The sequence below is a fragment of the Phosphitispora fastidiosa genome, from assembly GCF_019008365.1.
Lineage (GTDB): Bacteria > Bacillota > Thermincolia > Thermincolales > UBA2595 > Phosphitispora > Phosphitispora fastidiosa.
Genome location: NZ_JAHHUL010000003.1, coordinates 149850 through 170243, shown reverse-complemented (window position 1 = coordinate 170243; position 20394 = coordinate 149850). Strand labels below are relative to the sequence as shown.

General features: G+C 42.6%; 23 protein-coding genes. 4 read left to right on the top strand and 19 right to left on the bottom strand.

Annotated features, from left to right (window positions below):
- Nucleotides 1-4 precede the first annotated feature (4 nt).
- The gene (locus Ga0451573_RS04805; protein ID WP_231682753.1) at nt 5-712 is read left to right on the top strand and encodes an ATP-binding protein; all 708 of its coding nucleotides are present in this window, start codon (nt 5-7) and stop codon (nt 710-712) included.
- A gap of 160 nt (nt 713-872) precedes the next feature.
- Here the strand turns inward: Ga0451573_RS04805 and rsgA are convergent, their stop codons facing one another.
- Nucleotides 873-1970: a ribosome small subunit-dependent GTPase A gene (gene rsgA / locus Ga0451573_RS04800; protein ID WP_231682752.1), complete on the bottom strand. Its 1098-nt coding sequence runs from the start codon at nt 1968-1970 to the stop codon at nt 873-875.
- Between the two features lie 451 nt (nt 1971-2421).
- On the opposite strand from rsgA, the gene Ga0451573_RS04795 reads away from it, so the two are divergent.
- Complete coding sequence (locus Ga0451573_RS04795; RefSeq protein WP_231682751.1) at nt 2422-2832, top strand: hypothetical protein; 411 nt, start codon at nt 2422-2424, stop codon at nt 2830-2832.
- A gap of 54 nt (nt 2833-2886) precedes the next feature.
- Here Ga0451573_RS04795 and hisF read toward each other — a convergent pair whose 3' ends face one another.
- The 15 genes from hisF to Ga0451573_RS04720 all read right to left on the bottom strand — a co-directional run bounded on the left by hisF (nt 2887) and on the right by Ga0451573_RS04720 (nt 16284).
- On the bottom strand, nt 2887-3627 hold the full coding sequence (gene hisF, locus Ga0451573_RS04790; protein WP_231682858.1) for an imidazole glycerol phosphate synthase subunit HisF: 741 nt from the start codon (nt 3625-3627) through the stop codon (nt 2887-2889).
- 54 nt (nt 3628-3681) lie between these two features.
- Complete coding sequence (locus tag Ga0451573_RS04785) at nt 3682-4236, bottom strand: hypothetical protein (protein WP_231682750.1); 555 nt, start codon at nt 4234-4236, stop codon at nt 3682-3684.
- A 44-nt stretch (nt 4237-4280) separates the two neighbouring features.
- Nucleotides 4281-6410: a DUF3160 domain-containing protein gene (locus Ga0451573_RS04780; RefSeq protein WP_231682749.1), complete on the bottom strand. Its 2130-nt coding sequence runs from the start codon at nt 6408-6410 to the stop codon at nt 4281-4283.
- A gap of 164 nt (nt 6411-6574) precedes the next feature.
- A complete protein-coding gene (locus tag Ga0451573_RS04775; protein ID WP_231682748.1) occupies nt 6575-7297 on the bottom strand; it encodes a hypothetical protein in 723 nt (240 codons plus the stop codon).
- A gap of 175 nt (nt 7298-7472) precedes the next feature.
- A complete protein-coding gene (locus Ga0451573_RS04770) occupies nt 7473-7730 on the bottom strand; it encodes a DUF1540 domain-containing protein (protein WP_231682747.1) in 258 nt (85 codons plus the stop codon).
- 124 nt (nt 7731-7854) lie between these two features.
- The gene (locus Ga0451573_RS04765) at nt 7855-8022 is read right to left on the bottom strand and encodes a hypothetical protein (protein ID WP_231682746.1); all 168 of its coding nucleotides are present in this window, start codon (nt 8020-8022) and stop codon (nt 7855-7857) included.
- A gap of 202 nt (nt 8023-8224) precedes the next feature.
- Nucleotides 8225-8941 carry an ABC transporter ATP-binding protein gene (locus Ga0451573_RS04760; protein ID WP_231682745.1) on the bottom strand — a complete coding sequence of 239 codons (717 nt, stop codon included), beginning with the start codon at nt 8939-8941 and terminating at the stop codon, nt 8225-8227.
- Between the two features lie 11 nt (nt 8942-8952).
- A complete protein-coding gene (locus Ga0451573_RS04755) occupies nt 8953-11301 on the bottom strand; it encodes an ABC transporter permease (protein WP_231682744.1) in 2349 nt (782 codons plus the stop codon).
- The gene (locus tag Ga0451573_RS04750) at nt 11264-12637 is read right to left on the bottom strand and encodes an MFS transporter (protein WP_231682743.1); all 1374 of its coding nucleotides are present in this window, start codon (nt 12635-12637) and stop codon (nt 11264-11266) included. Before Ga0451573_RS04750 ends, Ga0451573_RS04755 begins: the two co-directional genes overlap by 38 nt.
- Before the next feature lie 131 nt (nt 12638-12768).
- Nucleotides 12769-13401: a TetR/AcrR family transcriptional regulator gene (locus Ga0451573_RS04745; protein ID WP_231682742.1), complete on the bottom strand. Its 633-nt coding sequence runs from the start codon at nt 13399-13401 to the stop codon at nt 12769-12771.
- 218 nt (nt 13402-13619) lie between these two features.
- Complete coding sequence (locus Ga0451573_RS04740) at nt 13620-14339, bottom strand: pentapeptide repeat-containing protein (protein WP_231682741.1); 720 nt, start codon at nt 14337-14339, stop codon at nt 13620-13622.
- An 18-nt stretch (nt 14340-14357) separates the two neighbouring features.
- Nucleotides 14358-14687, bottom strand: a complete 330-nt coding sequence (locus tag Ga0451573_RS04735) for a PadR family transcriptional regulator (RefSeq protein WP_231682740.1) — start codon at nt 14685-14687, stop codon at nt 14358-14360.
- Between the two features lie 217 nt (nt 14688-14904).
- Nucleotides 14905-15624 (bottom strand): DUF169 domain-containing protein, encoded by a 720-nt coding sequence (locus Ga0451573_RS04730; protein ID WP_231682739.1) that lies wholly within the window; start codon nt 15622-15624, stop codon nt 14905-14907.
- Complete coding sequence (locus Ga0451573_RS04725; RefSeq protein ID WP_231682738.1) at nt 15621-15800, bottom strand: transcriptional regulator; 180 nt, start codon at nt 15798-15800, stop codon at nt 15621-15623. Before Ga0451573_RS04725 ends, Ga0451573_RS04730 begins: the two co-directional genes overlap by 4 nt.
- Nucleotides 15801-15963: 163 nt before the next feature.
- Complete coding sequence (locus Ga0451573_RS04720) at nt 15964-16284, bottom strand: hypothetical protein (protein WP_231682737.1); 321 nt, start codon at nt 16282-16284, stop codon at nt 15964-15966.
- 239 nt (nt 16285-16523) lie between these two features.
- On the opposite strand from Ga0451573_RS04720, the gene xerA reads away from it, so the two are divergent.
- Both xerA and Ga0451573_RS04710 read left to right on the top strand, forming a co-directional pair.
- Entirely contained in the window at nt 16524-17378 is an 855-nt protein-coding gene (gene xerA, locus Ga0451573_RS04715) for a site-specific tyrosine recombinase/integron integrase (RefSeq protein ID WP_231682736.1), read from the top strand.
- 1 nt (nt 17379) lies between these two features.
- Nucleotides 17380-18528 (top strand): IS91 family transposase, encoded by a 1149-nt coding sequence (locus tag Ga0451573_RS04710; protein WP_231682735.1) that lies wholly within the window; start codon nt 17380-17382, stop codon nt 18526-18528.
- A 637-nt stretch (nt 18529-19165) separates the two neighbouring features.
- Here the strand turns inward: Ga0451573_RS04710 and Ga0451573_RS04705 are convergent.
- Genes Ga0451573_RS04705 through Ga0451573_RS04695 form a run of 3 tightly spaced genes read right to left on the bottom strand, consistent with a single transcriptional unit; the run spans nt 19166 to nt 20292 of the window.
- Nucleotides 19166-19381: a hypothetical protein gene (locus Ga0451573_RS04705; protein WP_231682734.1), complete on the bottom strand. Its 216-nt coding sequence runs from the start codon at nt 19379-19381 to the stop codon at nt 19166-19168.
- A gap of 25 nt (nt 19382-19406) precedes the next feature.
- On the bottom strand, nt 19407-19763 hold the full coding sequence (locus Ga0451573_RS04700) for a hypothetical protein (RefSeq protein ID WP_231682733.1): 357 nt from the start codon (nt 19761-19763) through the stop codon (nt 19407-19409).
- Between the two features lie 16 nt (nt 19764-19779).
- Complete coding sequence (locus Ga0451573_RS04695) at nt 19780-20292, bottom strand: helix-turn-helix transcriptional regulator (RefSeq protein WP_231682732.1); 513 nt, start codon at nt 20290-20292, stop codon at nt 19780-19782.
- Nucleotides 20293-20394: the final 102 nt, after the last annotated feature.

Here is a 20394-nt window from a genome sequence, read left to right as displayed (position 1 = left end):
ACAAGTGCTGAGAAAAATAGTAGAGATAAACGAAGAAAAATGTACCGGCTGTGGTCTCTGTATCGCTGCCTGCCACGAAGGAGCCCTGCAGTTAGTCAACGGCAAGGCCCGGCTCGTATCGGACTCTTACTGTGACGGCCTGGGAGACTGCCTCCCCAATTGCCCTGCAGATGCTATTAATATTATTGAAAGAGAAGCCGCAGCTTTTGATGAAGAAGCCGTGAAGAAGCATATGGAGTCCAGGAACTCTCAGTCTGAAACCTTAGCCTGCGGCTGCCCGGGCAGTTCAGTCACGGTCCTGCAAAAATCAGCCGGCTGTTCATGTGCACCCGGAGCAGCGGCGCCTTCACAGCTTGGCCAATGGCCCTGCCAGATTAAGCTGGTTCCAGTCAATGCTCCTTTTCTTGACAACAGTGACTTGTTAATCGCTGCCGACTGCTCTGCTTATGCCTATGGCAATTTCCATCAGGATTTTATAAGGGGCCGTGTCACCCTCATTGGCTGTCCCAAACTGGACAATGTGGACTATGCGGAGAAACTGACGGAAATGTTCCGGCTTCATGAAATCAAAGGCATCACGGTAGTCAGGATGACAGTCCCCTGCTGCGGCAGCCTGGTTAACAGGATCATGCAGGCTGTGATCAACAGTGGTCAGGACATCCCGGTCAAGGTGGTCACTATTGATACAGATGGCACAATAATTCCTGATTAAAATAGCAGGAGTCTGTCGTCCGTCCGAGCACGTCGAACGGGCTCTTTGCGCTTTAGCGCTTTAGAGATGGCGGTGGGGTTTGCAATAAACTGAGGCTGTACTGAGGCAAAACTCAGTACAGCCTTATAATTCGTGTTACCTTACTATTTCCTGATGCCTCTTATTTGTTCCCTTTGTATTTCCGGTTACTTTTCAGGACCTGCCTGCAATAGTTTAGCGACCCCATCATATCAACAACCTTCTGTTTCTCTGCCTGAGCCGCCGACATGGTGCTTTTACGTTCTTCGAATACCATCTCCCGCTGCAGCTTTTTATAATTTTCCAATCGCTCAGCAGATAATGTGCCGTCCTCAACAGCCTTCTTAACCGCACACTGCGGTTCAGCTTCGTGTTCACAGTCCCGGAAACGGCACTTCGCGGCAAGTTCTTCAATATCAGCAAAAGACCTGGACAAATCAGCTCCCGCAAGCTGAATTTCCCGCATACCCGGCGTGTCAATAACTACGCCATCGCCTTCAGGAAGTACCAGCAGCTGCCGGTGGGTGGTCGTGTGCCTGCCCTTGTCGTCATCTCTGATTTCCTTTGTGGCCAGCATCTGTTCACCCATCATCCTGTTAATCAGGGTGGATTTGCCCACACCTGATGAACCGATAAAGGCTATGGTCCTGCCTTTTTGCAGGTATTGGCTGATACCGGTGTAACCATCACCACTCATACTCGTGGTCACAACCACGTCTACTCCAGCTGCAGCAGCTTCAAGGTCTCTGAGCCTGGCAGGCAAATCATCACACAGGTCGGATTTGGTGAGCACAATTACCGGAACGGCCATACTGTCCCAGGCAATGGCAAGATACCGTTCGATACGGCGCACATTGAAATCGTTATTAAGTGACATACAGATAAATACTGTATCAATATTGGCAGCAATCTTCTGCAGTTCCTGGCCGGTACCGGCTGCCTTCCTCGAAAAACAGCTTTTTCGGGTCAGAATGTGACGAATCACCGCATGACCGGCGGTATCCTCCGTCCGGTCAACCAATACCCAGTCACCAACAACAGGATAATCATCATTGACAGATGCCGAGTAAGCGAGTTTGCCCGAAATTTCCGCCCACATCTCTCCGCTCTCGGTAATCACCCGGTACATGTCCTTATGCTGGGCTGAAACCCTGGCAAGATGCAGATTGTTGTCATACATGGCAGCTTCCCGGATAAATCGTTCCGAAAGCCCTATATCATTTAAATTATTTCCAGTCATTATTTGAATTGTCCTCCCGTATTTTTAATAGCACGGCAAGGGGAGGGCAGAGTTAGTTTATTCTGCTGCCACCTCCCCTTTCACTGCTATCTCCGCATTAAATGTTTTAAACATGAAAATCAGCTCCTTCGAAAAAAATTGGTGTAATATGTTGATTATATCACCTTTACAATGATTATATCACCTTTACAATGATTATATCAATGTAATAACTAAACGACCCTTCACACTCACCTGTTTTCACTTACCCTCCTGTAATTGGTCCGAGATATCGTATGAATATTTGATAACAAAATAAGATTCAGCGTTAGCCAATGCTCTCGTTTTCACCACATAAATAAAATACCATCCAGAAATTTTCACCTGTGTTCTGTAAAATTAAATTGTAATTCATATCAACCAACGGTATAATGTAAATGTAAGATATTTACATGTCGAAAGGGTGTTTCCCTTGGAAGAAAAGGTTTTCGAGTTAATAGAAAAGATGTACATTGAAATGCAAACTGGTTTTAGTGAACTCCGAAGTGACTTCCATGGATTAAAGGAAAACCAGCGTAACCTGGAAAATAATCAGGTTACGCTGGCGAATAATCAGGTTAAGCTGGAAAATAATTTGATTAAGCTGGAAAATAATCTGATTAAGCTGGAAAACAACCAAGTTAAGCTGGAAAATAAAGTTGACACCCTGAGCTCCCAGGTTATTGCGTTAGAAAATGACCTTAAACCTAAAATTGAAGCCGCCCTTGATGGATACAGTCTAGTATATGAAAAACTCGAACTGGTTGACAACAAGGTTGACCATTTAACTGATATTGTCCAGAGTCATGACATTGAAATAAAAGTTATCAGGGGTGGAAAATAATATTTTTGGGAGCTGGCAAAGACATTTTCGTGATTATTATCACTGACAACTGCTTTATTCTACAGGAATGCCCTGCTGCAATAAATATTTTTTAAGTTCTGAAATAGTTATTTCCCCAAAATGAAAAACAGAGGCAGCCAGTAGAATATCGGCTCCTGCTTTTGCAGCTAAGGCAAAATGCTCTAAACTTCCTGCTCCTCCTGAAGCGATAATTGGTACCTTAACAGCTTTCCTGATGCCACTGATTAATGGCAGGTCAAAGCCAGTTTTGGCACCGTCACACGCTTTGCTGGTAGGAAGGATAATTGAGGCGCCCCGGTCCTCGGCTTCCTTAGCCCATTCTATCGCATCTTTATCTGTGGCTGTATTTCCGCCATCGATATACACTTCATAACCAGATGGCAGGTTAGGATTTTTGTCTACATCAATGGCCACAACAATTTTTTCGCTGCCAAATGCTTTTGCCGATTCAGTAATAAGTTCTGGTGTCCGGAACGCTGCACTGCTTATGGAAACACGGTCAGCACCGGCAGCTAAAACATTTTCCGCTTCACTGACACTGCGAATCCCACCCCCAACAGTGAAAGGAACGGTAGTTACAGCGGCAACCCTTTTCACCGTTTCCAACATGGTTTTCCGCCCTTCGATGGTCGCAGTAATATCAAGAAAAGCCAACTCATTGGCTCCTGCCTCACAATAGGCTCTAGCACATTCCACAGGGTCACCGGCATCCTGAAGACCAACAAAATGTACTCCTTTAACCACTCGTCCATCCTTAATATCAAGGCATGGCATAATCAACGCGTTTTTCAAAGGTATTCCTCCCTTATTTAATATAGCCTATCAAACTTAATATGTGACAAGACGAAAGCCCCATTCATCCCACCGCCAGACAGTAGTCCTGACTGGGGCTTTTGTGTCGAGAGCATAGCTTTCTCCGGACATCTTGCGGTACTTTCCTTCCTCGACAACCAAACTCGGGCCGTCACCATCGACATCCCGGATGGTGAAAGAGACAATTGGACGATCAAGGTCAGACGAACACCAGACCTGCTTCATGGCCTTGTTCTGCAGCCGGTATACAAAAAGGTGATTCTTATAGCTGGTATCCTCTGCGGTTTGCCAGAAAGGTTTGATAGAGCCAAAACTGCCCGTTTTCCATAGAGTCAGGACCAGGTTGACCGTCCCGTCGTTGTCGACGTCACCCAGGGCAAAATTGTCAATGCGCCAATCACTCGGTGACCGCCAGAGATACTTCTCTCCTTCCCTTACAGTAAGATGGTGATCAACCAGGGTATATTCCTCTGTCATCCCGTCACCGTCAAGATCACTCACAGCCCGGGTACGGGAGCCGATACCTCCTGTGTCCTTTAACGTTACAGAGACGGTTAAAAGGACGGCCAATATGACTGCTAAGGGAACCACCCGGGAGAATCTCACCGGCGGCTTTACCATGCCGGTGCCCTAAAGATTTGTGTCCAAGAGGGGGGAGCAGGTGTTTTGCTGTTCTCCAGCATCTCCTGCCACTTCTGGTCAGTGAGCCGGTATTCCGCCGGCCAGGGAAACTCATAATAGGAGTAGGTTGCACCCTTGCTGATGCGCAGCTTGCCTTCCACAGGAACAACCGCATAAATATGGCTCACGAACCCGGTGCCTTCCTCAAGCACCTGACCACCTGAGGGGTTTGTGGCAACATCTGCGACCAGTGCAGCCGGATTCTCGTAGATGGCCGAAGGGTGATCAACACCCTCATCACGCATTGCTTCCAGCCAAAAATGCTCCAGCTGCCCGCCAAAACCACGGATCAGCTCGTAATCCTGATCGCTCAGGGGTTGGCTGGTCAGTTCCTTTTCAGCGATTTCCTTAAACTTGAGGGCCAGTTCTTCCATCCGTTCGAGAGAAGTACGGTCGCGTTCGTTCAACAACCCTCTGCTATTCAGCCCTTCAATGGTCATCCTCGTCAGTGCGGCGAGGCGCGCATAAACGACAGGATTGGGTTCAACGTAACCCCGGTCGTCAAGAAGTTCCATCCCCCCGCCCGCTTCGGCGTAAACCTGCTTGGCGTAGAGTATGGTATCATGCTTAAGCTCGGTCCAGCTTCCCAGATAGGTCTCCAACTGCTTACGAGTCCAGGCCTGGCTGCACATGAACGAAGGATACCCCTCCCCTTTTGGTTCTGTCAGTGGTTCCAACGTGTAAAGCCAGGACCAGTAAAGGTCTTGTGTCCAGTTCTTGGTATCCATGGAAGCGATGGAGGTCTGCAGCTTACGCATATTCTCCGGGTACTTCTCATACCCGGTCTCACCCATCTCAGCAAGGATAGCATAGGCTTCTTCTGAACCCATAGCGGCAGGGATATCAAGCCCTTTCGGCAGCATCCGGCGCTGCCCCATGTTGTTTTCTTTTACTTCCCGGTACACCAGGCGCTGGAAGACCGATGCATCAAGGGTAAACCGCTGACCCATAAAACGGAAGCCTTTAATTTCTTTGGCGCGGTCGGGCTGGATGGTCTCGTCAAAGATAGGAATGGAGTTTATTTGCGGGGGCTCCATTTTTTTAATACCATCGCGAAAAACACTCCACTTGTCAGCTTCACCGGTCAGTTGCTCCAGGGCAGGAAGCTTCCCATAGACTTCCTTTAATAGCTCGCAGTACTGGCTAAAGCCCAAATCGTCACTCTTGCCGACGAAAAAATTGGTCGGCTCGTAAATGGGGTTCCAGTGGTCATATGCCTGTTGCCGGCTGAGCATCAGTGTGATCAATGCCGCCGACTTCGTTTCATCCTCACCGGCAGCACGGAACGTCATGCGCCCATACCACATCATGGCCCGGAAATAAGTTTTCAGCTCATCCGACTTGGCATAATGTCCCCGGGGAATATATTGGGTGTAGTCTTCTTTTAAAGCTTCGGCCAAATCAGCTCCCGGATTTCCGATATTCATCACCGGCGAAGGAACAAAGATTTCCCGGTGATCCATAACAAGCTGCAGTTCATCATCCACCTCCCTGTGAACGTAAGCAGGAACATCAGCCTTCGGATCAAGAAGCCGGGCAGCCACGGCAAAGAAAGCCACGTTGCGTTGCGACGCGTTTTCCCAATCCGTTCCTTTAAGTATCTGGTGCTGTTTTTGACTTTCAGTCAGCATTAACCCTGTCAAGCTCTTTAGCTCACCACGCAGCTTATCTTTTTCCAACGTCCGCAGCAGGTGATTAAAATATAAATGGTAGTTGTGCAGCATGGCATCTGTGGTGACAAAATTGGGAACAGAATCATACCGGTTTGCCTCGTAGATGCTGAAAAACTCGCGAGATGATGAAGGGACCACCACAAAGCCGTTCTTACTCAAAAGGCTTTCTGCCTGGGGAGAGAATTGAAATTGGTCCCTGTTAGTAACGTTACTTAGATCATCAGCTACCCGGTAGGCCTTAACTGACGGCTTAAAAGTAACCGGAACCTCTTGATATGACGCAAATTGGGATGTATCCTTGGCAGAAGACTGACAACCGGCCAGGCTTGCCAGAAGTATTATCATCATTACAGCGCACAGATAAATGAAAGCAGGTTTTCTTGTTTTCATACTAACGCCCCTTTCCTGGAAGCAATTATATTGCGAAAACAATTCTATCTGGGTTAACCAATCACCTTCTAACTTTGTCACTCTTTTACATATTTTTCTCTCGTTTACTAACCAAATATAGCTTCTTGCTTTACACAACAGAACTGTCCATTTTTGATCTCAGCTTATACTGGCAGGATAGTAATTATATATCCTCCGGCAAATAAGCTTAATAAGTTTGCTAAAATCACATACGAGAAAGTTCTTATACGGTTATGTTCTGTTATTAAGGTTAATAATGCCATAGTTTCAATAAAGAATACCAGTATTTCCCCAAATAATAGCGTCAGAATGACATAGCTTTCCAAAGGCGTCGATCCATTTAGCCAAACGTTCAAAGCCCCCTGGGTAATTAAATTAATTATTAGAAAAACAATCCATGATTTTTTCTCTCTAAAGCCAAATAACCAAAATACCATGGCTTCAATTAAAAGTGTCAAGGTTGTACGCAGGGATACTAAAAAAGCTGATCTTGAAAACAATTTTCCAGGTGCAAGTGTTTTATTTTTTAAATCAAATGTAAATATGTTGTTATATAGTTTTGTAGGCTGGTCCAACAATACATCAAAAGAGCTATTTTCCGTACTTACTTTTAAAGTATAATTACTTGCTGTTCTTATCTCATGTGAATAAAAAGTATAATACGTTTCAATAACCTTGTCTGTTTTATTGGCTTTTATATATTCATTTCCGGACTTAATGCTTATTTCAAGATCATCAGGCGCATTACTTACTATGATCAATATTGATGGCGGCTCCGCTGAATTCCCATAGCATGTGGGTGTATATACAAACACCGACAACATTAATATAATTATTGTTAAGAACCATTTATGGGTTTTAAACATATAAAGAACCCCCCCTTTAAGGATAAAATACGCCGTTTTTAAGGAGTTCAATTTAACAACATTAAAGACCTGCAATTTCGCAGGTCTTTTTCTTTAGAAAGCTCTGTTTGACTGAGCAGACCCCAAAATGGTCTGCTTCATAATTTGCTCCTCCAAGAGAGAAAAAATTTAAGAGCTATTTATTCATCACGCCATCTGCATTGGTTTTGCCTGACCCTTTTGGTACAAATGTCTTGCAGCAGCTGTCCATACATGTGCTTACCGGGGTTTGCTGGATTTGAGCGGCCGCCGGGGCGTCGATCCGATCCGGCAAAGTATCAGATAAACTATCAGAGGTAACCAAAATCTCATTTGCATGGCACATATTTCCCTGTGCCCAGTAATGACAGTTGCTTACACTACAATGAATGTGCTGTTGAACCTGATTTGGCATTGATTATCCCCCTTCATACTTTTATTCAAAAATAATTTTCTCACTTTCTCATCCATTCTATCCCTGGAAACTTGCGGAAATGCTGAAAACTCACTGTAAATCCTTTTTTCGGCAGTTCCAGGCTTTACAGCGAATTGACCACATCTGCTATCTCATTGGCTTTAATCCGTTTCAACGGTTCTCTGACAGAAAAGGCGGTTACCGCCAGGGTAATGATCAATATCAGGACTATCTGGATCAGGGGAAATTCCCAAATGACCTGGAAACGTGTCAGCCAGTTTTCAATCAGCATTTTCTGGACCCATGTTTTCTCACTGCTTTCCCCCTGAAGGTTTCATAGTTGTTATAAGACATAAAAGCAATCTGCTGGTAAAAATAATATAACTTTATATCTCACACTCTAAGAGATAGGAGTCTGTATGGTGTCAAAGCAGTTGTATTGCGAAGATAATTCTATCCGGGTTAACCAAATACCTTCTAGCTTTGTCACTCTTTTACATAGTTTTTAACCATTCATCCAGTTCCCGTTCGCGGTCTGAACCCACCGGGAATTCCTTACAGGCAGCAATCTGTCCATCCCTGATATAGAGCACTTTCCTTGCTTTGGCAGCGACACGCTGATCATGGGTTACAGTCATTATGGTCATTCCATCACGATTCAAGTCTTCCAGGATTGCCAATACCTGCTCCGTGGCGCCGGAATTCAGAGCTCCTGTCGGTTCATCCAAAAACAGAATTTCAGGATTATTGATCATGGCCCGGCAAATGGAAGCTCGTTGTAACTGTCCGCCGGAAACCTCCCGATTATCACGCTCTTCGATTCCTTCAATTTCCATCCGCTTCATTAATTCCGAGGCACGTTTCCTTATTTCATCCGCAGATTCTTTTTTAGCTACAAGACCGGGCAGTATAATATTATCAAAGACAGAAAGATTCTTTAACATCTGTGCGTTCTGAAATACAAATCCCATTTTGGTGAGCCGGAATCCGGATAATTCATCCTCCTTCATTTCGGATATGTTTACTCCTGCAAACAATACCCTGCCGCAGCTCAGGCTATCCATTCCGCTGATGCCGTAAAGAAGCGTTGACTTGCCGGAACCGGAAGGTCCCATAACCGCAACGAAATCTCCCTTTTTGATTTCAAAAGATATGTCATGCAAAACTTTAGTATCTTTAAATGACTTACTGATCTGTTCAACTTTAATCATCGCCCGACTCCTTATTCCATTATTTGATCTCTGATATGATAGTTTCTGACCACTTTGGTTCCCGCAAGCACTGTGATGAAGACTATAAGTAACTGCACTGCCGGGTAAAGCAGATAGGCCGTAACCGGTTCAATTAACATCGTTATTTTTGATGCACCCATAAAAGAAAGCATCAATCCGAAAACAGCTTCTCCCAAAAAGTTCGCGATGACCGTTCCGGCAACGATTGCCACGAGTTGTATCATAAGAATCCGTATTCCGAACTGTATCCTGATGTCCCGGTTTGAAAAGCCAATCGCTTTCTTAATTGCAATTGCACTATGTTCCCTCGCTGTGATAAGCTGCAAAATCATCACGGTAATCAATATGTTTAACAGCAATGAAATCATGATGGCTGCACCTTCCACCAGGCTCATGGTATCCGTAATACCGCCAAGCGTCTGGGAAACAAACTCACTGACCGGAGTTATTTTACTGTCAGTCAGCATACTTCTCAGTTCATCCGTCTTTTCCTGAACAGTAACACCATCGGAGACATCCAAATAAATAATATAGACTTCCACATCATCTCCATCAAAATCAATGGCTGCTTTGGCTGTCTTGCCACCGTAAGTAATATCCTGATAAATACCGCAGACGGTAAACAAAAGTTCTTCCCCCTGGTAGATTACCGTCATGGAATCGCCGACTTCTTTTCCTGACTCCAAAGCGCTGAGATAGGAGAGCGCCATTTCTTTGCTGTCATCCGGTGCGCTGCCCTCAAGATACTCCAATGGGAAAACAGATTCATCACCATTCTCCACCCGGATGTATTCCCGTTCCCCATCCGCATTCTGAAACTGTACGTAACCATTCCGGTAAATTGCATATTTCTCAATTTCTGAATCATTCTCCAGATAGGATTGGACGGCATCTTTTTGTTCCGCCAGTTTCCCGCTGTACGGAATATCAATGCGAATATCGCTTTCCCCTACACCCATATAAGTCATGAAAGATGGATTTTCAATGGTATTCTTCATATTCATCGGAAGCAGAATCAGAAATGACGAAAATACAAATACTAAAAAGATAACAACATATTCCTTCCATTTACATTTCAATTCACCAAGTGCTATCGTAAGATTGTGATGCTTCAATCCTGCGGAAGGTAAAGAATAGTGACCTTCCTTCTTTGTCTTCTCATCCCCGCGCATCAGTTCCACAACAGTACTTTTCAGATTGCTGCGAATGATTCTGCGGCATCCGAGCATTACAATCAGGCTGAGCAGGATTAGCCCGATGAAAGGAAATACCCATTTCATCCACTCGCCGGTACCATATCCGCAGTACAAAATAACCGGGGATGAAAAAATATCTCCGAACGGGATGGCTCCCAGATAACCTATCACTCCCGCTGCCAGCACAAGTATTATATATTTCATCTGATATAACTTCTCAATTGCTTTTCCCGGAAATCCAATTGCTTTCATCTCCCCGATGGCATAATTCTCTTCCGCCAGGGTTGCCCGAATAATATAAGATAAACACAGGACTGCTATCACTATTAAAAAAATACTGATGGCGATGATTATGAATGCTGCCAGGCCAAAAGAAAGATTATTCAGCATAGTCAGAAGGCTGCCTGTTACCGCCACACCATTTGAAGGCATGCCCGCATCCATATAATCCTTCTCCAAAACCGCCGTGGATGTACCCTCCTCTAACAGGAATTCAAAACAGTATTCCCATTCTCCCATGTGCAGACTTATTTCATCAAGATCTGTCTTACTGATTAAGAAACGCTTTGAAGATGTGAGTGCTGCGTTCATCGCTGCATCCCGAATGATTGTGGATACAGCCAGCTCCTTACGGTAATTACCTTCATGCAATGTAATGACATCTCCGGCCTGAATACCAAGCTCCTCCGCATAATAAACAGGAACCCCGATTTCCCCCTCCTGAACAACAGCAATTTCATTATCCATATCAAGGAGGAAATCAAATCCTTCATTCTGAATGACGAATCCGTTATCCATCAGACACTTTTCCAGTGTTTCACCCTGATAAATGATATTTGCATTGCTGATATCAAGCATCCTGACTATCAGCGAATCCTTAATATAATCATGGGTTTCCACAAAGCTCTGAAACACTTCCTCATCATACGTTCCCTTATAATCATACGTTCCCTTATGCATCTGCAGGTATTGGGGCGGCACAGCCAGTTCATTTAACCCATTGATTGAAGATATTATTGTACCGGCTACCCTTAAGCCGCCTGCCATCAAGAGGGCCGAAAGAATCAGGAATACCGCCAAGGCAGTTGTGATAACCCTGTTTTTCTTAAAGTCCTTCCGGACAAGATTCAGCAATAGTTTCATTTGTGCTTATTCTCCTATCCAACGTTTTTACACTTTTAAGTCCGGAAACAATGATTCCGACAATTGCCAGGACCATGCCTGCCATCAATATCAGCAGCGCAATTCCTCTTCCCGCACCGGCACCGATTACTTTCCCGATATTTATCGCCAACAGGCTGTTACCGCGCATAAACGGCTCAAAAACATAATCAGCAAGGGTTCCGGACAATACATATGCAAAAATGTAACCCATCTGAGTAATAAAACTTATCAGTCCAAAAGCGCGTCCCTGTACCTCATTGGCAAGATTCTTACGTATCAGGACTTCTGCTCCAATCTGAACAGCCGGCATAAATGCAAACATCATGAATCCGAATGCCGCAATCAAAAACAAATTTTCCTTAACTCCCATCAGGGCAAAAAAGATTCCACAGCCGAATAATCCGAGAGAAAGCATCCTCACATAAGATTTGGCCTTCTGCCTGCAGCTGATTACCATACTTCCGGCCATCATGCCAAATGCACTTACTGTCGTAAGAATACCGAGCTCTGTTTCACCGGCGAAGGCAAGTATGAGCGGCTTACTTAAAATCTGCACAAAACCAAGGCAGAATACTGTGATTGTCATAATCACAATCATGGCCACAATGCCGCTTTTCCCACGTATTGCAGCAATACCTTCCTTCATTTCCCTAAGAAAGCTCAAACCGACAGCTTCCCTGTGTTTCTTAACCATGCCTTTCTTCACAGCCGCAATAGTAATTACCGTTGTAAAGAAAGTAAGAATATCGATAATTATCAGGGTACTGACAGTCGTAATCTGTAACAATAATCCCGCAATAGCCGGGGAAATTAAAAGTTTGGCATTATTTGCGATTTGAACCATTCCGCCCGCCCTGGCATAATCTTCTTCTGATAATAAATCCGTAATGGTCGCCTTAAATGCCGGTTCCATCAAAGCCTTAAATAACGAACTGACACCAACACCAACGCAGATTACCGCAAGTGAAGGATTTGCGCTCATAATGGAGACAAGGCAGATAACCAGCCCAAGGCCGGAAAACAATTCCCCGAGAATCATCATCACTCTTCTGTCATAATGATCCGCCAAGACGCCTCCCACAGGAGCCAGAAGAATGGATGGCAGGAATGCACAAATGCTGACAATGGCAGTGGCCGTAACAGATCCTGTTAGCGCCAATACATAGATTGCCAGACCAAAGTCCGTTAATCCACTGCCGATACTAGATATCATCTGGCCGGCCACCAGTATCGTAAACTTCTTCATTGCCTTATTCCTGCTTTTTGTTACCCTGTTTTGTGTTTCCCTGTTTTGTATTTCGTCATATTGATTCATTGTTACCCTCCGTAAACCTTGATAAGCCCTATATAATATTCATACATTTAGCTGTAAATTGTTCGTCACTTTATTCTTTTACCGACCATCGGTCGGTAAGCAGGCAAAAAAAATTGCAACTGTCCTTTCATTTAGGACATCTGTCCAAACATCTCTAAAAAGACTTTAAGTTCCCCTTCTTCGGTATCCAGCATTCTCTCTGCATTACTCAAGAATGCCTGTATTTTCCTTGGATAATCCTCCATTTTCCATTGGAAAACATCGCAATCAAACATCATATGTCCCAACAGTAACATGGATTCTATGCATTCCACCGGATACTCCGTATGGAAAACACCCCCGTCAATGCCTTCCAAAACAGCTTCCTGCAAAGCAGGGGTCATCCGCTTCAGCATTGCCCTTAAATATAACTGTTCCAGCTTTGCATTCTCAACCTTATGGATTTGTTCCTTTATTTCATCTGATCCTTCGAATTCCGGAGCCTGTGCCATTATGGCCATCATAATACGATTTACCACAGGAATTGATTTATCCTTTAGAATCCTTTCTGCCCTCCTTGCTCCTTCTTCAACGATATCAAGAATGATTGCCTCCAGTACTTCTTCCTTGGAAGCAAAATAATAGTAGAAGGTGCCTTTGGCTATATCCACAATCTTCAGGATATCGTTAACAGAGGTCTTGTCATAACCTTTCCTGACGAACAATTCCCGCGCTACAACCAGAATCTCACGTCTTCGCAGTTCACCTTCCTTGACTGTTTTCATACCATGCTCCTCCCTACCGACCGTCGGTCGGTAGTTCCATAATAAACCTGCCAAAAGAAAATGTCAAGCTTTATATTAAAATACTAAGCAGGCCTAATGGCTTAACACTCGAGAGAGAACATCCTTTGAAAATGATATTCCGAGCATAATGCCAGCCTGGCAACTTCTTTAAAAGCAATATCATACGCAAGATTTCCTTTTTCCTCAAACCTAATTCCTTAAATCACAGTGACATTGGTCAAATTTGCTTTGCTGCCTTTTAATACAGCATAAGTTAACTTATCCATGGCAGCACCGTCAAAAACGGCCTTCCTGGCGTCGGTATTTTTAAACGACACGTTTCTGAAAACGGCACTTTTAAAAGAAGTACCCTTTAACCCGGCTTTATTAAAAATCGTACCGTTAAACGTAAGATTGTCAAAACATACACCGGATAAATCAGAAGTATTGAAGTCCGTATTATCCAATATGCAGTCCTTGAAACTCGCACCTCTAAGGGCGGTCATGACAAATTTGGCTCCCGTAAGATTAGCGCCATCGAATCTGACATTTACCATACCACTGCATTTGAAGGAACAATTGGTGAGGTCCGCACCGCTAAAGTCTGAGCCCAGCAAAGAGCTGTAATCAAATTTGGCATTATGTTGGATTATCCCTTTAAAATCTGATTCCTGAAGGTTACTCATGGATATATCCCTTTTCGCCGATTGCCGCAGGTCTTTTATCCTATGAGTAATGCTGTCAACCATCTCCTCAATATCGCCAATAGACTCAATAGTCATGCGATAGGCAGTTTCATCATCATGACCCGCTTCTTTATAATCGCTGAATTTCTCCTGTAAATCAACATGGAGTTCTTCTTTTAATTCCTCAACCGAATGCAGGTCCTTATACGGTAAAAACATCCCGTCTAAATATCTCATTAATTTCTCATTCATTGTTATTACCACCTTTCTTTATAGCAGCAGGTCCAGGATACGCTTAGCGTCTTCCCAGTTTTTCTTGTTTTCGGAATAAATACTTTTTCCTCTTTCCGTTATTCTATAGTACTTGCGTCTTCCTCCCAGGCTCTCGTCACCCCAGTATGAAGTTACGCAACCGTCATGCTCCAGTCTCTTCAGGCTCGAAAACATGGTAGACTCCTTAAGCTCATACTCTCCTCTGGAGTTTGCATGTATCAATTTAGTTATTTGATACCCATATTTATCTCCACTTATCAACAACTTTAGGATAATCGTATCCGCATGTCCTCTGAGCAGATCCGAGGAGATTTTATTATTGACCACCTTATCACCTCCATAGCTACAATATACATCATATTACCACGACTGTCAAGGTACTTTTATGGTCGCTATATTTTTACTGTCGTCATACCATTATCTCGTTTCCTGGATTTAACTTCATGAACCTGCAGGGTACTTTGTAAAATAAAAAGCTCCCTTGGAAAAACGCCCAAGGGAACCCACCTGCCAAGTCTACTAATCTGCATCTTATGCGTCATGGTCATATTCTTGCAGCAATCTGTAACCATGTTTCTTTGGTTAAAAAGCTCTCTTCCACTTGCCCTTCCAACTCTAAATAGCGTTTATAAGGAATACTGAATGAAAGGATATCTTTGTCGATAAATTTTCTTGCCGAGGGGTCAGTTAGTCCAATTATGCACTTTGGATTCTTCTCCTCAGCCTGTGCCAAAGCATATAAAACGGACTGCTGACAGCCTGAACCAAAGTCTACCTTAACGTTGTCTTGAGTTGGTTTATCATAATTGGCGAACCACATCAGGGCGGAAAGTTGGTCTGCATTGGCCAAAAAGATAATAATCTCCGGTGTTTCATCCTCAGTCATTTCCGATAAAGGTTTGAAAATAATATACTTTTGAGGGACAATTTCCGGTAACTCAGAGGCAAACTTCGCTGCTAACTCCGGATTCTTTTTGTAAAATTCACCTTCTCTGCCACCGGGAACACCTGTAGACAAGAAGTGTTCAATAAAACCCAATTGAAAGCGGTTGAACCCTAGTCCAACTTTACCTCCCTGACACGTTGTGGTCTTATCTTCAAATACCGCCACACTGCCTTTGGCTGCAGCATTTAACAACGAAATAACACAACCCCATTTTCCTTCCTGAAACTGCACTACTTCATTCTCTGGTTTGACATTTGACCGGAACACAGCAACCGGCTGACTTTTTAACTTTATGGAATCCGCAATTTTACTTTTCATTTTGCCGGTTCCCATTTACAACGAACCGGAGAAACAATAGCATTTTCTTTCTTCAATTCTTTAAATGCATTATCAATATCTTTGCGTTCCAGACCTGATAATTTTTCTACCTCTCCGGCACTTACAGGTTTACCTGCTGACTTCATTACTTCCAATACCTTTTCTTTAACACTCATTTTAACATCTCCTTGTACTTAGTTTTAGACTTTTTTACGCCTTATTTTGCCCAAATTAATGATATAGAAATGCCCCTCCGCTTTAACACAATGAAATTTTCTCAGAACATCGTCATATCCTTCTTCATAATCATTTTGATTGCTCATTTACCCTGAATCAGATTTAACCGAAAAACAAGTTCACAACCATGCCAAAAAAACCAAGAATACTCTGCAATCCTAAGAAAATAGCCAAAAAAACCAGAATCGAGCGTTCCTGTTTCCTGATAACCGAGATCACCGCCATAATAAAAGCAACGATGCCTAGAATCAATAACAAAATGGTTATAATCGATTGCAGGGGATTCTGAATAATAATCTCCAAACCAGAGTAACCGGTTTTCGATGGAAGCACGGAGCCGACTACAAACAAAACCCAGCTGGCAATCATCATGGCGACAGACCATTTACCTAAATGGGTTTTGGGCAGAAAGGTGATTTTCATGGAATCCACCTCACTCAAATAATTACTTGATACTTCTTTTTATATATTATATTTATGCATTAAGCTTTTTTGCTTGATTTTGTGGATTGCACTAAACTGCTTCGCAGTGGTTTAGTAATTTGCCTTTTGTTCGACCATGGTATTTTTCAATAACAGTTTCCTCATTAAAATCAACCCTATAAAATATTCATAGTGCTTCTTCAGCGGCACAAATATTTTATAGGAGTTGGTATTTACAAATGACAAAAGAAGAAATACTTCAAAAACTGCTGTTTCAAACAAGGCTTAGAGGGCTTAGTAGAAACACCCAGAATGAATACTTCTCGAAGGTTAAGCAGTTCCAAGATCATTATGATAAGCCTGCAACGGAACTTACTTTGGAGGACATCCAGAATTTTTTATACTTTCTTTTAGCTGAAAAGGGGCTCTCTCCCGCTACCGTAAATACATATAACAGTGGACTTAGATTCCTCTATACTGCTACCTTGGATGTGCCAATCAACCTTAATAAATTACCATGCCACCGCAAGCAGCGTAAGTTCCCTGATATTTTAACTCGCAAAGAAGTCAGTGCCCTTTTTGATGCTTGTGACAATTTAAGAGATAAATGCATGCTTATGACAATGTATAGTGCTGGATTGCGTATAAGCGAAGTTGCAAATTTAAAAGTTTCAGATATTGACAGCCAAAAAATGCAACTACTTATCCGGGATGGCAAAGGTGGTAAAGATCGATTTGCCATACTTTCACAGGCTTGCCTTGATGTGCTTCGGGAATACTGGAAACAATATCGACCTACCGAATGGCTATTTTACAGCCGCAACCGAACAGGCACACATATTACCCGAAGAGCAATTCAAAATGTTTTTCATAAATACAAAGACCTAGCTGGCATTACTAAAAATGTTACAAGCCATACTTTGCGCCATTCTTTTGCTACCCATCTACTTGAAAACGGTGTCAGCATATTTCACATCAAGCAGCTCCTTGGGCATTCCGATATCAGCACCACTTGTTTCTACCTGCACCTGGTAAAAATCAGTGAATTAAATGTGGCCAGCCCCCTAGACACTCCTGCGCCGGGAGCCTGCTAAGATGCCTGAAGTTCAAGATATCTTTGTAAAGTACGGCACATCCTATCGCAAAAACCATAAGCTCCCATTACATATATCAAAGGCAATGTCATCCATACAGGATTGCAGAACCTCCGCTTTGGGAGGTCATGTGGAAGTTTGTGAGGAGTGTGGTACCACAGACATTTCTTACAACTCTTGCCGGAACCGTCATTGCCCCAAATGCCAAACACTTACTAAAGAGCGCTGGATTCACCAGCAGAAAAGTAATCTTCTAAACGTAAAATATTTTCATGTAGTCTTTACTATTCCTGATGCGCTGAACTCTATTGCTTTTCAAAACCAAAAAATAGTTTACGATATTCTGTTTAAGGCTGCCGCTGAAACACTTACCGAATTAGCTTTGGACAAGAAGTATCTTGGAGCCACCTTAGGCTTCACTTCTATCTTGCATACCTGGGGACAAAACCTGATGCACCATCCACATATTCATTGCATAATTCCAGGTGGCGGTTTAAATAATCTAGGTAAATGGGTTCATTCCCGGAAAAAATTTTTTATGCCAGTCAAAGTCCTATCCCGTAAATTTAGAGGTAAGTTCTTATACTATTTTAAAAAGGCCAATCTTGAATTCCATGGACAGCAAAGGTATTTATCTGATCCTTTAGATTTCAATGCTTTCCTCACCCCGCTATATCAAAAAGAATGGGTTGTCTACTGTAAGTCGCCCTTTAAAGATGCTGCCGGTATAGTTGAATATCTCGGTAGGTATACACATAGAGTCGCAATCTCAAACAGACGTATTTTAAGCTTAGAGAATGGCCAGATTCGTTTTAAGTGGCGTGATTATAGGGATAATTCAAAATGGAAAGTCATGACCATTTCGGCAGAGGAATTTATCCGCAGGTTTCTTATTCACATTTTACCACCTAGATTTATGAAAATCCGGCATTACGGATTCTTGGGAAATCGTAATAAAGCCACCAAACTTAAAGTTTGTAAAGAACTTACCCATACACCGACTATCCCTGAGGCAATAATATCCACTATCCAGCTAATTCAAAGGATTACTGGTAAAGATATTTCAAAGTGCCGGTGCTGCGGTTCGGATAAGCTCAGTCGATATTCTTACTTTGGCAAATCTCCACCTGCAATTTCTCAAATTGCATAGTTCAAAAAAAGTGCCTGTTCTTGGGGAGGGGGTACTTGTGCCCTTTTTGCGGCAGTTTAAGCTGTTTCCCCGCAAGAGATTTTCAATATACCATATTTGACAGTCGCATTTTAAAATTTTCTAAAGGAAGAAAAAAAATTCAAACCCCATAGGTAATACCATTCGCAGTTTCGTGCAATCCGAATTATCCAAAGTTAGGGATGTTCTACCAACAAGCTAACGCAAATATATGTTACTCAAGCTCTCAAAATGGCTTGAGTTTTTTGATGCCTAACTTCGTATAATTCACTAAGGATTAGGGGAAGCTGTCATATTATAATCAATATTCCCGTTAAGCTTATAATCTCACCGAAAAATTGGAATTTGTCGGTTTAGAATCATGCTAAAACTCCATACTTTCGCTCATTGGCAATTTGAAAATTTTATGTACTCTTAATGAACAGAACACAGGTGTGAAAAACATGTGCCCCATTTGTTTTTGGCCATTTTTTCTTTCTTAAAAATTAATGGTTTCTTAAATATCTTATGAGTATCCAAATCAGCCATAAACCTCCGGTACATAAACCAGTATAAAGTCAATTACAAGTCCAAAGGTACTAAGTTTTTTCATAAGCCAATTCTCATTTTTTATCAGATTTCAGTCATCAATTCGTGAGCAGCTTGTCGTACATTTTGGATAGTTAGGATCGCCACACGCAACACACATGGGGTTTGATGGGGTGTAGGTTTCATCAATATCATAGGTCACATCCTCATTATCAAAAAAGCCACCATATACTTTTATCTCCTCATCGGTGATACTATTATTGCAATTAGGACACTCCCAGTATTCACCGATAGTATGGTGCTTCATAAGTGTATCGCATAGATTACAGTATTTATCGAACATCCAAATCATCTCCTGTTTTATTTATTTCGTCACAATCTGTGAGTTCCTCATTATTCGTTTTCGATGGCGCTACTTGAATTGTTTCAAAAAACTCTTTCTTTAAAGCTGGTTCATTTTCTATTTTACGCTTTCTATCTTTGATAAAATTAATCCCTTTATTCCCAAAGTGAACAATACTAATTAAGCCTGTCGCTATCAAACCACCTACTAATAGTAGTTTCGGAGTTGCTTTGGAAACAGCAGTATCTCCAATACTCTTGTAAAGAGTTTCCTTGCAACCTCCTGCCGCTTGTAAGGCTTCTCTAACTTTATTATAATCACCAAGGTTCTCGATTGGATTTCTCATTTGCTATTACCTCCTCCTACTTAATTATTTTTTTCAGCCAATTTGCTGTTCCTGTAGCTGTGGCACCTGCAATTTTTGCCAGCATCTCGGACTGACCAAGCATAATGCCTAATGTTGCGAGCGCACTAATGCCCTTAGGTGTTGTCAACAGACTTGTAAATATTTTTGCAAGTGATGCTCCTGTTTTACCATCTGATGCTGATGCCGCCACTGTATCTACCGTTTCTTTTATTTCAGAATAATTCTCTTCTTCAAGTTCCGCGCCTCTATCCACTAAAATATTGATAACCTGTGGGAGGACAGTGTTATCTGGGTTTGACTCAATTTCATAATCAAGAATCGAACGAATTGCAATATATTGTGTCAAGTTCATTGGACTTTTCGAATTTTCTAAGTTGCTGATAGTTTGCTTTGTAACACCAATTTTTTCTCCAAGTTGTTCCGCTGTCCAACCAGCAATTTTTCTAATACTACATAGATTTTGTTGAAGTAGCTGTATTTGCTTTTGTTTCTTTTCTTTATCATTCATATAGAAACACCTCTTTGAAACTATATTACCACACAAAATTTACCTTGTCTATATATTTGACAAGGTAAATTATTTTAACCTCGTAACCAATGTGGATTATAT